This window comes from Sphingobium chungbukense (genome assembly GCF_001005725.1).
In the GTDB taxonomy this organism is placed as follows: domain Bacteria; phylum Pseudomonadota; class Alphaproteobacteria; order Sphingomonadales; family Sphingomonadaceae; genus Sphingobium; species Sphingobium chungbukense.
In genome coordinates, this window is the sequence record NZ_LBIC01000001.1 from 429376 (window position 1) to 444132 (window position 14757).

Annotated in this window: 13 protein-coding genes and 1 riboswitch; of the genes, 5 read left to right on the plus strand and 8 right to left on the minus strand. The window is 63.4% G+C overall.

The features are described 5' to 3' along the window. Positions 1–326: 326 nt before the first annotated feature. Together thiC and YP76_RS02145 are read right to left on the minus strand one after the other, a co-directional pair. A complete protein-coding gene (thiC, locus tag YP76_RS02140) occupies positions 327–2186 on the minus strand; it encodes a phosphomethylpyrimidine synthase ThiC (RefSeq protein WP_046761957.1) in 1860 nt (619 codons plus the stop codon). A gap of 11 nt (positions 2187–2197) precedes the next feature. Beyond that, on the minus strand, positions 2198–2605 hold the full coding sequence (locus YP76_RS02145) for a DUF2065 family protein (RefSeq protein ID WP_046761958.1): 408 nt from the start codon (positions 2603–2605) through the stop codon (positions 2198–2200). Between the two features lie 55 nt (positions 2606–2660). Continuing rightward, positions 2661–2771, minus strand: a riboswitch (TPP riboswitch). A gap of 84 nt (positions 2772–2855) precedes the next feature. On the opposite strand from YP76_RS02145, the gene YP76_RS02150 reads away from it, so the two are divergent. After that, positions 2856–3152 (plus strand): hypothetical protein, encoded by a 297-nt coding sequence (locus YP76_RS02150; RefSeq protein ID WP_046762572.1) that lies wholly within the window; start codon positions 2856–2858, stop codon positions 3150–3152. Here the strand turns inward: YP76_RS02150 and YP76_RS02155 are convergent. Both YP76_RS02155 and YP76_RS02160 read right to left on the minus strand, forming a co-directional pair. Continuing rightward, a complete protein-coding gene (locus tag YP76_RS02155; RefSeq protein ID WP_046761959.1) occupies positions 3142–4536 on the minus strand; it encodes a cytochrome P450 in 1395 nt (464 codons plus the stop codon). The two genes, YP76_RS02150 and YP76_RS02155, sit on opposite strands and share 11 nt — an antisense overlap. Further along, complete coding sequence (locus tag YP76_RS02160; RefSeq protein WP_046761960.1) at positions 4533–5654, minus strand: hypothetical protein; 1122 nt, start codon at positions 5652–5654, stop codon at positions 4533–4535. The genes YP76_RS02155 and YP76_RS02160 overlap by 4 nt, the downstream gene beginning before the upstream one ends. A 22-nt stretch (positions 5655–5676) precedes the next feature. Between YP76_RS02160 and YP76_RS02165 the strand changes: the two genes are divergently transcribed. Further along, positions 5677–5970: a hypothetical protein gene (locus YP76_RS02165; protein ID WP_046761961.1), complete on the plus strand. Its 294-nt coding sequence runs from the start codon at positions 5677–5679 to the stop codon at positions 5968–5970. Between the two features lie 5 nt (positions 5971–5975). Beyond that, positions 5976–6797, plus strand: a complete 822-nt coding sequence (kdsA, locus tag YP76_RS02170) for a 3-deoxy-8-phosphooctulonate synthase (RefSeq protein WP_046762573.1) — start codon at positions 5976–5978, stop codon at positions 6795–6797. 33 nt (positions 6798–6830) lie between these two features. On the opposite strand, the gene YP76_RS02175 is transcribed toward kdsA, so the two are convergent. From YP76_RS02175 to YP76_RS02185, 3 genes are all read right to left on the minus strand, one after another. Further along, positions 6831–8096: a glutamate-5-semialdehyde dehydrogenase gene (locus tag YP76_RS02175; protein ID WP_046761962.1), complete on the minus strand. Its 1266-nt coding sequence runs from the start codon at positions 8094–8096 to the stop codon at positions 6831–6833. 261 nt (positions 8097–8357) lie between these two features. Next, positions 8358–8990: a class I SAM-dependent methyltransferase gene (locus tag YP76_RS02180; RefSeq protein WP_046761963.1), complete on the minus strand. Its 633-nt coding sequence runs from the start codon at positions 8988–8990 to the stop codon at positions 8358–8360. Between the two features lie 142 nt (positions 8991–9132). After that, on the minus strand, positions 9133–11427 hold the full coding sequence (locus tag YP76_RS02185) for a CDC48 family AAA ATPase (RefSeq protein WP_084732999.1): 2295 nt from the start codon (positions 11425–11427) through the stop codon (positions 9133–9135). 350 nt (positions 11428–11777) lie between these two features. On the opposite strand from YP76_RS02185, the gene YP76_RS02195 reads away from it, so the two are divergent. Together YP76_RS02195 and YP76_RS02200 are read left to right on the plus strand one after the other, a co-directional pair. Then, positions 11778–12659 (plus strand): LysR substrate-binding domain-containing protein, encoded by an 882-nt coding sequence (locus tag YP76_RS02195; protein WP_046761965.1) that lies wholly within the window; start codon positions 11778–11780, stop codon positions 12657–12659. 76 nt (positions 12660–12735) lie between these two features. Next, positions 12736–13905: a GGDEF domain-containing protein gene (locus YP76_RS02200; protein WP_046762575.1), complete on the plus strand. Its 1170-nt coding sequence runs from the start codon at positions 12736–12738 to the stop codon at positions 13903–13905. 34 nt (positions 13906–13939) lie between these two features. Here YP76_RS02200 and YP76_RS02205 read toward each other — a convergent pair whose 3' ends face one another. Then, the gene (locus YP76_RS02205) at positions 13940–14611 is read right to left on the minus strand and encodes a glutathione S-transferase family protein (protein WP_046761966.1); all 672 of its coding nucleotides are present in this window, start codon (positions 14609–14611) and stop codon (positions 13940–13942) included. Between the last annotated feature and the right edge of the window lie 146 nt (positions 14612–14757).

Genomic DNA, 14757 nt, shown 5'->3' on the forward strand with positions numbered 1-14757 from the left:
CCCAAACCGTCGGGAAATGGCATGCCGTCCCCACGCAAAGCTCTCGACCAGGCCGAGGAAGAAGCTCCACCAGCTTATGCGTTGGAAGCCGGGCAGGAGAATCGAGAGTGGGGCATGGCTGATCGGCAGTCCCGGGAAAGCAGATGGGGCAGGAATCCGAACAACGGATTTTTCGTGAGATTTTCTCCGACGCAACGGGAAATAGAAGGAGGTACTACCGCGCTTGTCCTGGCCCAGCGGGGCCGGCCATGCGGGCGCCGTTGACGCCCACAGCCGGCGGCCAAAACACCAATCGCTCCCGCCGGACCACTGCAACAGCCAGCTTCTCAATCATGCTCCCGACCGCCAGCACCCATATAAAGCTCGCTGCCGGTCTGCCGGAAGATTTCGCTCATCTCCGCCATGCCCTTTTCGGCATCCTCCGCCGCGATGAATGCGTCCGCGGGCTGATTCTGCTTCGCCGCGAAATCGCGCACCTCCTGCGTGATCTTCATCGAGCAGAATTTGGGACCGCACATGGAGCAGAAATGGGCACTTTTCGCGCCTTCCGCCGGAAGCGTCTGATCGTGATACTTCTCTGCCGTGTCGGGGTCGAGCGACAGATGGAACTGGTCGCGCCAGCGGAATTCGAAGCGGGCACGGCTCAGCGCATCGTCGCGGACCTTGGCGGCGGGGTGGCCTTTCGCCAGATCGGCGGCGTGGGCGGCGAGCTTGTAGGTCACGACACCAACCTTCACGTCGTCGCGGTCGGGCAGGCCCAGATGTTCCTTGGGCGTGACATAGCAGAGCATCGCCGTGCCGTACCAGCCGATCATCGCGGCGCCGATGCCGCTGGTGATATGGTCGTAGCCGGGCGCGATGTCGGTGGTGAGCGGCCCGAGCGTGTAGAAGGGCGCTTCGCCGCAGGCCTCGAGCTGCTTGTCCATATTCTGCTTGATCTTGTGCATGGGCACATGGCCCGGCCCTTCGATCATCACCTGCACATCCTGTTCCCAGGCGCGCTTGGTGAGTTCGCCCAGCGTGTACAGCTCGGCGAACTGCGCCTCGTCATTGGCGTCCGCGATCGAGCCGGGGCGCAGGCCGTCGCCCAGGCTGTAGGCGATGTCATAGGCCTTCATAATCTCGGTGATCTCGTCGAAATGCTCGTAGAGGAAGCTTTCCTTGTGATGGGCGAGGCACCATTTCGCCATGATCGACCCACCGCGCGAGACGATGCCGGTGACGCGCTTGGCCGTCATCGGGATATAGGGCAGGCGCACGCCCGCATGGATGGTGAAATAGTCGACGCCCTGCTCGGCTTGCTCGATCAGCGTGTCGCGGAAGATGTCCCAGGTCAGTTCCTCGGCAATGCCGCCGACCTTCTCCAGCGCCTGATAGATGGGCACGGTGCCGATCGGGACCGGCGAGTTGCGCATGATCCATTCGCGGGTGTCGTGGATGTTGCGGCCAGTCGACAGGTCCATGACCGTGTCGGCGCCCCAACGGATCGACCAGACCAGCTTGTCGACTTCGCTCGCCACGTCGGAGGCGACGGCCGAATTGCCGATATTGGCGTTGATCTTCACCAGGAAATTGCGGCCGATCGCCATCGGCTCCGATTCCGGGTGGTTGATGTTGTTGGGGATGATGGCGCGGCCACGCGCGACCTCATCACGGACGAATTCGGGCGTTACATAATCGGGGATTTCCGCGCCCCAGTCATGGCCGTCGCGGACATATTCGGCGAGGCGGGCACGGCCCAGATTCTCGCGCTCGGCCACATATTCCATCTCCGGCGTGATGATGCCGCGGCGGGCATAGTGCATCTGGGAGACGTTCGCTCCAGCCTTGGCGCGCAGCGGGCGTTTGACGGTATTGGGGAAGGGCTGGACACCACCGCTGCGGTCGGGGCCTTTCAAGCCGTTATCCTCGGGCTGGATGGTGCGGGCGTCATATTCCTCGACGTCGCCACGGCCGATGATCCAGTCGCGGCGCAGCGCGGGAAGACCGGCCATGATGTCGATGCGGGCGTTCGGGTCGGTATAGGGACCGGAGGTGTCGTAAACGCGGACGGGCGGCTCGCCGCTGCCGGGTTCGAGATCGATCTCTCGCATGGCGACCTTCAAGGGGCCGACATGGATTTTGCGCGATCCACGTATCGGACCGGTGGTGACGCGCATTTCGGTGCGGGCGGGAACATCGGCCATGGATTTTCCTTTCAGACGATAACGGTGGCGCGACCGGTGAGGCCGGCGAGGAATAGGAGGATGCCGAAGACAATGCTGACGATCGCCCAGGCACGGGTGAAGTTGAGCGACCAGCGGCCGATCCTGAGGAGCGGCGCGGGCACGGCGAGCAACAGGGCGCCTTCGATCAGCACCACATGGCCGATAGCCGAGACGATGACGGACAGCGGATCGCGCCAGATGCTGTGGATCAGCACCAAGGCCGCGCCGACTGCGAAGACCGAAAACCCCAGCTCCATGACCAGGGCCGGCGAATGTTCCAGATCATCCATCATCTGCCGCCAGCGCAGCGGCGCGCCAAGGCCGCCTATGCCGACGACGATCATGTAGAGGCCGATGAGTTCGGCCAGACGCAGGGTCAGGACGGAAATGCTGTCCATATATGCCGTCCTCCTCTTACGCTCATGGACGGAGGACGGGCGCGGGTTGCTTCATCTGAACAAGCCCTTCCCTCCCTACGCCGGTCTTATCCGGATCAGGTTCAGCGGGTCGCGGCCACATCAGCCGCCTCTCAACCGTCTGTGGACGGTCCCCCGGGGATCGCTTCCGCATGTAGCCGATGCGATGCAGGAACGGAAGCCCCTTCGCCACGCTGGACAGAGCGCCACGCTTTCCGCTTTTATATCGGTCATGAAGCATCTCGACCTGTCCACCAAAGAGGGCCGCAAGGCGCATCGGCATGAACTGCGCATGATTGCGGTGCGGCCACGCCGCTGGGGTCTGTGGCTGCTCACGGCGGGATTCCTGCTGTTGCTGACCCCCTCGGCGCTGGATGTACACAGCCTGTTCGGGCTTTGGCCACCGATGCTGGGGACATTGTGCATCATCCTGGGCGTAGCCTTGCTGGGCGCGAGCGTGGTGCTGAAACGGCGCTATATGCGGCAGCGAATGGCGGGGCAGGCGATGGTCGGGCGGATCAAGGGATAGGGCGTGACGAAAGGAGGGAAGCGGCCTCGAACATCAGCTTCATCCCTTTTCGCGGCCGGATGGTCAGGCGGCTGATCGGTTCGGGCTTGAAACCTTGCGGCACCGACAGACGATAGCGGCGCACGACGCTGGCGATCACCGTCATCACCTCCTGCTGGGCGAAACCGGCGCCCACGCAGACGCGGGGGCCGCGGCCGAAGGGGAACCAGGCCTGTTTCACCATGTCCGCATTGGCGGGGTCTTCGAAGCGTTGGGGGTCGAAGCTATGGGGGCAGGCCCAATTGTCCTTGTTACGCTGCGTCAGCCAGGGAGCGACGACCAGCATGGCGCCTTCCTCCAACTGCTTGTCGCGCATCGGCATGGGACATGTGACTTCGCGCGGAAAGAAGGCAACCGGAGGGTAAAGACGCAGCGTTTCGCGGAAGATGTTGCGGATGGCGTCCATGTCCTTGAGCATCGCGGCCTCCAACGGCACGCTTCCGGCGATTTCCGTCACCTCGGCGCGGGCGGCGGTCTGGACATGGACGCATTCGGCCAGCATGTAGAGCGCCCAGGTCATGGTGCTGGCCGATGTCTCATGGCCCGCGAGGAAGACCGTCGACACCTGGTCCATCACCTGTTGCAAGGTGAAGGGTTCGCCGGTTTCGGGATGCCTGGCCTCGATCAGGGACTGGAGGATGTCCTTGTGCGGCGCCTCGCCATGCTGGTGGAAAGCAGCGTAGCGTGCCTCGACGATGGGCCGGAAAACATCGTGAATCGCCTTGGCAGGTTTCAGGGACCGCTTCTCGAACCAGCGGGCCGGAAAACCGTAGAGACGAAGCATCGAGGCGCTATGGGCGAGGCGCTGGAACTTGCCGAAGGCGGTGTGGATGATGTTGGAGCGCCGCTCATCCAACGCTTCGGAGAAGAGCGTGCGGAAGATGATGTCGGCCGCCACATGGGTCATCATGGGATCGATGTCGACCGGCTTGGCTTTGTCCGCCGCGTCCAGGCGAGCGAGCAGGTCGTCGGCGGCCGCCACCATCAGCGGCATGGAGCGATGAAGCGCTGTGTGGGCGAAGGCCGGGTTCACCATGGCGCGCTGGCTTTCCCAATCCTCGCCATTGGCGGAGAAGACCGAATTGCCGATCAGCGGCGAAAGATTGCGCACCAGTTCGCGATGCTTGGGATAGGCGGTGCCCCCACGCAATATCTGGTCCACCAGCGGCAGTTCATTGGCGATATACATGGTCTGGCCGGGCATGCGGATTTCGCCCAGCTTCATTGTATAGCTCTTTTCGAACAGCACATGAATCCAGCTATGCCAGCCGCGCAGGAAGCGCTTTGCAAGGCCGCGCTTGGTGCGGGGCGGTTCGGGGTAAGGCGGGGTAAAGGGCGGCGTCACGGGATCATCCTGAATGCGGCTATCGCTTCGTCGATGGTGCGGCGACCGGCGGTCAGGCTGACATAGTCCACCGGCGAGAGGCGGTCGCCCACGCGCAGATAGTCGAAATGCGCCTCATATTTGTTCGACCAGCCGCTATGGTAATTTTCCGGATCGTAGAAGAGGTGGAAGCGCGGCGAGAGCAGGTCGACGCGGGCGGCGCATCGATCCGAGACAAGGCGGATCGGGTGGACATCATAATAGGCCGCGCCGTCCGGCGGGGCGGAGAAGTCGACGAGGCGGAAGGGCTTGTCGTCCAGTGCCTTGAGGTCGGCATGATACCAGCGCGCGTCCTTGCGCAGCGCGATGACGGGGACGACCTGCCCCAATGTCAGGACGGTGAAATTGTCGGGCAGCGTGCCGCGTAGTTCGAGGATGCGACGCAGGACGCTCATCGCATAGATGGTGCCGTTGCTGTGGGAAGCGAAGATGACCTCATCATAGGGGCCATCCATTTCCTCGACAATGCGGGCGGCGAACTGGTCGAGGCGCTCGTCCATCTCCGCGCCGGGGCCGTCGGCGGCGACCGAGTGGTTATAATACATGAAGCGCAGCAGCCAGGGCACTATCAGCTTGTTGAGCAGGCGACCGGAAAGGAGCGCGCTGATGGCGATGCCGATGAGCGCGCTCGCCCAGAAGGGAAGCAGCAGCGAGAGCAGCAGCGTGGGGATCAGCGCGAGGGCGAGCGGGATGAGGACCGCCAGCAGCGGCGGGTAGAGGATGGTGATGACCGGGCCTTGCCGCAGTTTCCGCATGCGCAGGAACTGCATGTGCCGGGCATGGGCGCTGTAGGTGGCGATGGAGCGCCAGGCCAGAGCCAGGGGATTGCGTATCCACACCTTGCCGACCAGATCCTCCCAGCGAAGGAATTCATAGTCGGTTTCGACGCCCGCGCTGTGGTTGGTGACGGTCCAGAGAGCGGAGGAAGCAGGGCCGGAACGGCGGGCGCTGACCTCCACCCGCTCGCCCGACAGGCGCGCGTAATTTTCCGCCTGCTCGCGATACATCTGGTGGTAGAAACGCACCCCGCGCGGGTCGAAGCCGCCAAGGTAGAAGAGTTTGCGCTTGAACTTTTCCATGGCCCCTGTTCCACATCGGGCCATGACGACACCCGAACGCGACTACTGCTATTTCATAGACCACCGCAAATACAACCGAAACATCGGTTGTCGGCGCCATGACAATGCCTATGGCATCAATGGCGGCGGCAGCGAGCGGGATCGGTGGCGGGCGGACTTCGCCTTCTATCGCCACATGAAGGGGGAAGGCGATCCGATGGCGCTGCCTTCACTGCTGGCATGCCTCGTTTTCGGCTGGTTCTGCTGGAATTATCATGAGGGCAAGGGGCTGTGGCGGGGGCAACTCTTGCGCCGCTTCGTGAAAGCGCCGAAGTGATCGGCATGAGCAAACATGTTTCCATCGGGCCGCTTACGGTCGGCAACGATCTGCCCTTCGCCCTGATTTCCGGTCCCTGCCAGATTGAAAGCCGCGATCATGCGATGATGATGGCGGAAAGATTGTCCGGCGTGGCGACACGAGCGGGCGTGCCGTTCATATTCAAATCCTCCTTCGACAAGGCGAACCGGACTTCCGTGTCGGGGCAGCGGGGCGTCGGGATCGATGCGGGGCTGGCGATCCTGGCCGAGGTGAAGGCAAGCTTCGGCTGTCCGGTGCTGACCGACGTGCATGAGGCGCGGCAGGTCGAAGCGGCGGCGCAGGCTGTGGACATCCTCCAGATTCCCGCCTTTTTGTGCCGCCAGACCGACCTGCTGCTGGCGGCAGGCAAGACAGGCGCGGTCGTCAATGTGAAGAAGGGGCAGTTCCTCGCCCCCTGGGATATGGCGGCGGTGGCGCAGAAGGTCGCTTCGACCGGCAATGAACGCATCCTGCTGACCGAGCGCGGGGCGAGTTTCGGCTACAATACATTGATCAGCGACATGCGGTCGCTGCCGGTGATGGCGCAGACGGGCTATCCGGTGGTGTTCGACGCAACCCATTCGGTGCAGCAGCCGGGCGGCCTGGGATCGGCTTCCGGCGGGCAACGGGAATTTGCGCCGGTGCTGGCGCGGAGTGCCGTCGCGGCGGGGGTCGCGGCGATCTTCGCCGAAGCGCATGACGATCCCGATAACGCACCTTCGGACGGGCCGGTGATGCTGCCGGTAGAATGGGTCGGGCCTTTGCTGGAGAAGCTGAAGGCGATCGATGGGGCGGTGAAGGGGTAGCCCCCCCTCCCCCGTTCCGGACAGATTAGCGAATTACGGCCGCGTCTGCCCCGTTCCGCGTACCAGCCATTTATAGGTGGTAAGGCCTTCCAGCGCGACCGGCCCGCGGGCATGGAGGCGCCCCGTGGAAATGCCGATTTCCGCGCCCAGACCGAATTCGCCACCATCGGCGAACTGGGTGGAGGCGTTCCACATCACGATGGCGCTGTCGACCGCGTTCAGGAAACGCTCCGCGCGGTCGGCGTCTTCGGTGATGATCGCGTCGGTATGATGGCTGGCATGGGCAGCGATATGAGCCAGCGCCTCGTCCAGCCCATCGACCAGCCGGATCGACACGATGGCATCGAGATATTCGGTGTCCCAGTCCTCTTCGGACGCTGCGATCACCCGGTCGTCCATCGCCTGCACCGCGTCATCGCCACGCACCTCGCATTTGGCGTCGAGCAGTGCCCTCACGATGGCGGGCGCCGCCCCGAACGCCTTGTCGATCAGCACCGTTTCGGTCGAGCCGCAAATACCGGTGCGTCGCATCTTGGCGTTCACCACCAGCTTCTGGGCCATGTCCGGATCGGCGGCACCGTCGACATAGCTGTGGTTGATACCGTCGAGATGGGCGAGCACGGGTACACGCGCCTCCTCCTGCACGCGAGCGACCAGGCTCTTGCCCCCGCGCGGGACGATGAGGTCGATGAATTCGGCCGCTTTCAACAGCGCGCCCACGGCCGCGCGGTCTGTGGTGGGGACCAGTTGCACCGCATCGGCGGACAGGCCGGCGGCGGCAATGCCCTCCGCCATGGCGGCGTGGATGGCGCGGTTGCTTTCCTTCGCCTCGCTGCCGCCACGCAGGATCACTGCGTTGCCGGCGCGCAGGCACAGCGCGGCCGCATCGGCGGTCACATTGGGGCGGCTTTCATAGATGATGCCGATCACGCCCAACGGCACGCGCACGCGGGAAAGCTCCATGCCATTGGGGCGGACCTGCCGGTCGATCACGCTGCCCAGCGGATTGACGAGGGTCGCCACCTGATCCACGCCCGCCGCCGTCGCGAGTATACGGTCCTCGTCCAGCCGCAGCCGGTCGAGCAGAGCGGGGGACAGGCCGTTGGCCGCGGCATTTTCCATGTCGCGGGCATTGGCGGCGATGATCTGCGGCGACTGATCCCGCAGCGCTTGCGCGGCGCGGCGCAGCGCGTCGATCTTCTGCGCGTCGCCGGCCGATGCCAGTGCCGCCGCCGCCGCACGGGCACGGGCGCCCATGGTCGCGATCAGCATTTCAGGGGTCTGGGTCAGGTCGTTCATGATATTCTCGCCGTGTTTCGCGGGGCCTTATCATGAAAGCACGCCAATGCGAAACCATCGGTTGCGGCAAACAGGCATCGAACTGACGACCGGGCCATGGGTCGCAAAATGACCCGGCCGCCAGCGGACAGTAGAACTGCCACTTCTTCAGCGGTTAGCGAGCAGGCTCGACGCCCGCATACCCTGAATGGGGTATATGCGTGTCAAAGGCCAAAAATTCCCTGCGGAAAATCAGCGAAATGCAAATGGAACGCGTAACGATCAGGCCGCCTGCGCCAGCATTTCCCGCTTCGTGGCGGTGAACATGCGACAGGGCGGGATGTTGCGCCATTCCACCCGCTCGTGAATCTCCTCGAACTGCGCGGACAGCAGGCGGCGCATATAGGCGGAATATTGATAGACCAGGAAAGCGCCGTCCGGCCTCAGCACGGAACGCGTTTCGGCACAGATGGCCTCGCCCACCCCGGCGGGCAGGGTCGAAAAAGGAATGCCGGACAGGATGAAGTCCGCCTGCCGATGCCCCGCCTCCCGGATGAAACGGCGCACGTCGGCAGCCGACCCATGCACCACGCGCAGGCGAGGATCGTCGATTTGCGCTTCCAGGAACGCGACGAAATCGAGGTTGAGGTCGATCGCCAGCAGGATCGCATCCGGATGCATCCGGTCGAGGATGGTCTGCGTGAAGGTGCCCACGCCTGGGCCATATTCGACGAACAGCCGCGTATGCGCCCAATCCACATCGGCCAGCATCGCATCCACCAGCGACGCGGACGATGGGATGACCGACCCGATCATGCCCGGATGCTTGACGAACTGTTTGAAGAACATCCCCCATTGAGCCAGGAAATTGGAGCGCTGGACCAGATGCTTTTTCTTCAAGGGAATGGAGGCCATTAATTCTCGCCTGATTGCCTTCATACGCCCGACTCGCAAAAATCCCGCGGCCTTGCAAGCGCCTTCGCGCCGGAGGGAAGGGAGGGTCGCGGCATTTTGCGGGGAGCAAGGCGGGAGAAGGACACTCTTCCCCCGCCTTCGGTCAAGCCTTGCCGGCGCGGGGGCGCAACATGCCGGGGGCGACGAAACCGATCGGATCCACCTGCATCACGCTCTGCTTGAGCGTGGCCTGGATCTGCTCATATTCGCGTTCCATTTCGGGCGTGACGGAGGCGCGGGTATCCTCCAGCGCCGCTTCGAAATGGGCCTGCGTCACCTTGTCGACAGAGAGCGACTGGCGCAGCGCGATCAGGCCCGCACGGCGGACCAGATCCTCAAGATCGGCGCCCGTGAAGCGCTCGGTCCTTTCGGCCAGCAGGTCGAGATCGACATCATCGGCAAGCGGCATCTTGCCCGTATGGATGGACAGGATCCGCTTGCGCCCGGCCTGATCGGGCACGGGGACATAGATCAGCTCGTCGAACCGGCCCGGCCGCAACAGCGCCGGATCGATCAGCGTCGGCCGGTTGGTGGCGCCGATGACGACGACCGATTGCAGTTCCTCCAACCCGTCCATTTCGGCGAGGATGGTGTTCACCACCCGCTCCGTCACCTGCGGTTCGCCCAGGCCGCCGCCGCGCGCCGGAACCAGGCTGTCCAGTTCGTCTATGAAGATGACGGTCGGCGCCACCTGCCGCGCACGGGCGAAGAGGCGGGCGATCTGCTGCTCGCTCTCCCCATACCATTTGCTCAGCAGGTCGGACGATTTCGTGGCGATGAAATTGGCCTGCGCCTCCCGCGCGACCGCCTTCGCCAGCAAGGTCTTGCCGGTGCCGGGCGGACCGTAGAGCAGGAACCCCTTGGCCGGGCGGATACCGATGCGGCGGAAGGCATCCGGGTCCTTGAGCGGCAGTTCCACCCCTTCCTTGAGACGCATCTGCGCATCGTCCAGACCGCCAATGTCGGCCCAACCGATATTCGGCGCCTGTACCATCACCTCCCGCATGGCGGACGGCTGGACTCGCTTGATCGCGGCCATGAAGTCCTCCCGCGAGACGGAGAGTTCCTCCAGCACGTCGGACGGGATCGTTCCTTCCTCCAGATTGAGGCGCGGCATGAAGCGGCGGACCGTCTCGATCGCCGCTTCACGGGTCAGCGCCGCGAGATCGGCGCCGACAAAGCCATAGGTCATACGCGCAAGCTCGCTAAGGTCCACCTTGTCGCCCAGCGGCATGCCACGGGTGTGGATACCCAATATCTCGCGCCTCCCGCGCTCGTCGGGAACGCCGACGATGATTTCGCGGTCGAAACGTCCGGGGCGGCGCAGCGCCTCATCGATCGCCTCGGGCCGGTTGGTCGCGGCGATGACGACCAGGTTGGTGCGCGGTTCCAGCCCGTCCATCAGCGTGAGCAACTGGGCGACGAGGCGCTTTTCGGTCTCACCGGTCACATTGCCGCGTTTGGGCGCGATCGAGTCGATCTCATCGATGAACAGGATCGACGGCGCGGCCTTGGCCGCCGCCTCGAAAATCTCGCGAAGCTGCTTTTCCGATTCCCCATAGGCTGATCCCATGATCTCCGGCCCGTTGATCAGGAAGAATTCAGCTTCCGACTCATTGGCAACGGCACGGGCAAGCCGGGTCTTGCCGGTGCCCGGCGGGCCGTGCAACAGAACCCCCTTCGGCGGATCAACCCCCAGCCGCTCGAACAATTCGGGATAGCGGAGCGGCAGTTCCACCATCTCACGCAACTGATCGATCGCCTCCGCCATGCCGCCGACATCGTCATAGGTGACGTCGGCCCGACGGGATTCGCGCGGTTCCTCATATTCCGCGCGCAGCTCCACCTCCGTATCGGCGTCGATATGGACGAGCCCCTTGGGCACCGTCGACACCACCACCAATCGAATTTCCTGCAAGGCATAGGCCGGCGCCGCCAGCATCTGGCGCAGATGCGGCGGCATGTCGCCGGGCGGGACCTGTTGCTGCCCCGCCGTCGCGACGACATCGCCCGATGCCAGCGGACGTTGAAAGAAGACGCGTTTCAGGGCTTCGGGGTTGCCCTGCAACCGCAAATTATTTTGTGCAGGAGCGAACACGACCCTTTGGGCGGGCCTTGGCTCGACCTTCCGAATCTGCACGAAATCGCCCGAACCAACCCCGGCATTGGCGCGTTGAAGCCCGTCGAGGCGAAGGACGTCCAGCCCCTCATCTTCCTTATAGGGACGCACGACGCGGGCGGGTGTCGCACGCTTCCCCGCAATCTCGATCACATCGCCTTCGGCCAGATGAAGCTCAGCCATCACTGCCAGAGGAAGTCGCGCAAGGCCGCGCCCCGCATCTTCCGGCCGTGCATTGGCCACCTGAATCCTGCGTCCCGCGCTTTCTTCCTCAGCCACTCGCCATCCCCATTCTTGTCACTGCGTAACGAGATAGGAAACGTCATAGCGGAGCAAAAGGGGGCGCGTCATGGCTCCGAACGAATAAAAAAAGGGCCAGCCCAAAGGCCAGCCCGGAAAGTTTATAGGAGAGGATGCCTGAAAGGCCTTTCCTATGTGCAGTGCGGGATGTATTTTCGCAAGTGCGAAAAGAATCGAGGAGTTGCATTTTTTGCATCTTGCCAACCGCCCTTTTTTCCTGCTCAGTGGCCTGAAGTTTGGGAATGAGGATGCTTGGGAGCCGGGTCGCGCGTCGTTCGAGAAGTATAATGATGCGTCGCAGCGGATCGGCCGGATGAAATTGACGATTTATGCGTAGATTGCCGCCCCTTACGGCCCTGGAGGCCTTTGTGCAGGTCGCGCGCCTTGGCTCGGTCAAGGCCGCTGCGGAGGAGCTTGCGTTGTCGACTCCGGCATTGAGCCGCCGGGTGCAGGCCCTGGAGCGGTTCATCGGGCGCCCGCTGTTCGACCGGAAGCATCAGGCGCTGGAAATCAATGCCGACGGACAGAGGCTGCTGGACGATATCGCCCCGGCGCTCGATTCGTTGAACCAGGCGTTGGAGAATATCCAGAGCGGCGGCAACCAGTTGCGGTTGCGGCTGGCGGTGATGCCGCTGTTCGCGACACAACGGCTCTTCCCGCATCTGGGCGAACTGCGCCAGCGCCATCCGCAGCTGCATATCGACATCGAAACCACACCCTATGCGGTGGCGCGACTGGGCGAAGGACTGGACGCGGCGATCGTGCTGGCCAAGGATATCGACCCGGCGCTCTATGCCCATGAGCTGGATCAGGACGAGGTCTATCTGATCGGGCGCAAGGCGCTCCAGGATTCGCCGCAGGCGCTGACATCGCCGCAGGAAATCGCCCATCATACCGTGCTGCTCCACCGCGACATGGGCCTGGCCTTCGACGCATGGAAGGAGGCGGTCGGCCTGACCGATCTGCAACCGCAGGCGATCGACAATTATGATTCCGGCCAATTGATGCTGGAGGCGGCCGCCCAAGGCCTGGGCATAGCGGTCATGCACGCCGGCCATTATAATGAGGCCCAGGATTCGCGGCTGGTCCGGCTGTTCCCGGAAACCCGGGTGGAAAGCCCCTATCGCTATTATTTCGTATGCCGCCCCCGCGCCTTGCAGACCCGGGCGGTGAGGATTTTCCGTGACTGGCTGATCGGAGCGGACATATAAATCCGCCAATCCAACCATTTACGCTTTTTCGCTGGCGATGTCTTAACCTTGTTTGGCCGCGGTCGTATTGATGGCCATGACTGGGGCATCATCATCCACCGCCAATGCGCAGCACGGCTTGACCGATCGTCTCGCCCGCTGGGCCCGTGGCCTTTCGGGAAAGGCCGATCATGAGGAGGCTGAGGAGCCGCCGGAAATGCCGCAGCGCGCCCGTTCAGGCAGCCCGTCCAGCCGGGAGATCACCCGGCGGCGCAAGCTGTACGAAGATATCGGCGATTTCCTGTTTGCCCATGATCTGGACCTGACACCGCTCAATTTCGGGGTCGCCCATGATTATCTGACCGGCACCCATATCGGGGTCGAAAAGGCGGTGAAGGCGGTGCTGGCCGAGCGCGGCAAGATCACCAACGGGTGGATCGAAAATGTCGCCGCCGAACAGCGCGCCGATGAGATCACACCTGAAGCGCTGGGGACCATGCTCGACAAGGTCGAGGAAAATCTGGCCCAGTTCACTGGCCTTATGACAGAATCGCGCAATTCGGCCAAGGACTACGGCGCGGCCTTGCAGGAAGAGGTCAAGGGGCTGTCCGCCGGTGCCGATAGCCAGCCGATCCTCGCACGGCTGGTGGCGCTCACCCGGTCCATGGTGGAAAAGACGCGGCAGGTCGAGAACCAGCTCCGCGACAATCAGAAACAGACGCAGTTGCTCAAGTCCAATCTCGACAGCGCGCGCCGGGCCGCCGAGCACGACCATCTGACCGGCCTGCCCAATCGCCGCGCCTTCGAAACCGTGTTGCGCGACGAATTGAAGCTGGCGCAGGAACAGGGACAGGCACTGGCCGTCGCGTTTTGCGACATCGACCATTTCAAGGTGATCAACGACACCCACGGCCATGACACGGGCGACCGCGTACTGAAATTCGTGGCGGGGCTGCTGGCCAAGATCAGCAACGACCAGTGCCATGTCGCCCGCCATGGCGGCGAGGAATTCGTCATGCTGTTCCGTGGCAAGACCGCGCCCGAGGCCTGCGAGGCGGTGGACGGCGTTCGGGAGGATCTCGCCACCCGCAGCCTGGTCAACCGATCCAATGGCGAACGGATGGAGCGAGTGAGCTTTTCCGCCGGAGTTTCCAATGTGCTGGCCTATGACGACCCTCGCGCTGCGCTGAAGGCCGCGGACCGGGCACTGTATCTGGCCAAGGAACATGGCCGCAACCGAGTCTATCTGGCAGCGGAGGCGGATTGATCACCCTGCCCTTCCGAACGGGAAGGAATCGACGTCAAAAATCGGGTTTTTCATAGTGCGGCGGGGGCGTGATGACCTCCATCCGCTCCGACAGCAGCGGCCGGAAAGACGGGCGCGACTTGAAGCCGGCATACCAGCGCTTCACCGTTTCATGCCCGGCCCAGTCGATGCCGCCGAGATAGTCGGCGACCGACAGATGCGCCGCCGCCGCGATATCGGCCAGACTGAGCGTGGCTCCCGCCATCCAGCTCCGGTGATCGAGCAGATAGTCCATATAGTCCATATGGACATTGGCCCGCTTCATCGCTTCACGCAGGACACGGGCGTCCGGCGGGGCGCGCTCGATCAGGCGCTTCTTCATCCGCTCATGCAGCAGCGGACCGACGACATCGCCGTAGAAATTCTGGTCGAAGAAGGCGGTCAGCCGCCGCACTTCCGCCCTGCCCGCGGCCGTGCCCGAGATCAGCGGGAATTTTTCCACCGTCTCCTCGAAATATTCGCAGATCGCCTGGCTGTCGATCAGGGTGATGCCCTTTTCCTCATCCACCATCACCGGGGTCGTGCCGGCGGGATTGAGATCGAGAAATTCGTCGCGCGCTTCCCATGGCGATTCGCGCACCAAGTCGTAGCCAACGCCCTTCTCGCCGAGCAGCAGGCGGACCTTGCGCGAAAAGGGACAGAGCGGAAATTGGAAAAGTTGCCACATATTCCCTTCCTGTTAGGCCGAGCGGACGCGTGCGAAAAGCGGCAAATGGCAAGGCTCCGCTGAATTGCGCGGCGATATGGAGAGAAACTTTGGCGCGGCAGCAACGATCCGGACTTCCGGTCGCCGAGGTCTGCCTCTAGAATCGG